General features: G+C 71.8%; 1 protein-coding gene. It reads right to left on the reverse strand.

Annotated features, from left to right (window positions below; translation table 11 throughout):
* Positions 1 to 13: 13 nt before the first annotated feature.
* Positions 14 to 286, reverse strand: a complete 273-nt coding sequence (locus ACGWYJ_RS39060) for a hypothetical protein (RefSeq protein WP_395111760.1) — start codon at positions 284 to 286, stop codon at positions 14 to 16.
* Between the last annotated feature and the right edge of the window lie 129 nt (positions 287 to 415).

The following is a 415-nucleotide window of genomic DNA, read 5'->3' on the forward strand; positions in this document are numbered from 1 at the left end:
GGGAATCACTCGTCTAGGCGTTGCCGGCAAAAGCGACCAGGCCCTGCGGGCTGACGACGCGGCGGACCTCCAGCTCGGCGGGATAGGACAGCTGCGGGACCGGGCGCAACGGCTCGACTTCGGCCAGCTCACCGACGGTGGTGCGCTGCCCGTCCCGCTTGCGCACCCGCCCGTCCAGGCGGGCACTGACGGTGTCCAGCCCGGCCTGGGCGTCGGCGATGCCGACCTGGTCGCCCAGGGTGCGCCACCAGCGCTGCGCGGCGGCGTGGTTGGCCTTCTCCACCACGCCCTTGCGATTGCCGTGCCGGGCCGGGCAAATGTCGACCCGGGACCCCGTAATACTTCGCCGCGGCGGCGAACGCCGCCGTCACCGTGCCGCTGCCCGGATGACACACCGTGGCTGAAATATGTGCAC

Origin of the sequence: Actinomadura sp. SCN-SB (assembly GCF_043906805.1) — a bacterium.
Classification (GTDB): Bacteria; Actinomycetota; Actinomycetes; order Streptosporangiales; family Streptosporangiaceae; genus Spirillospora.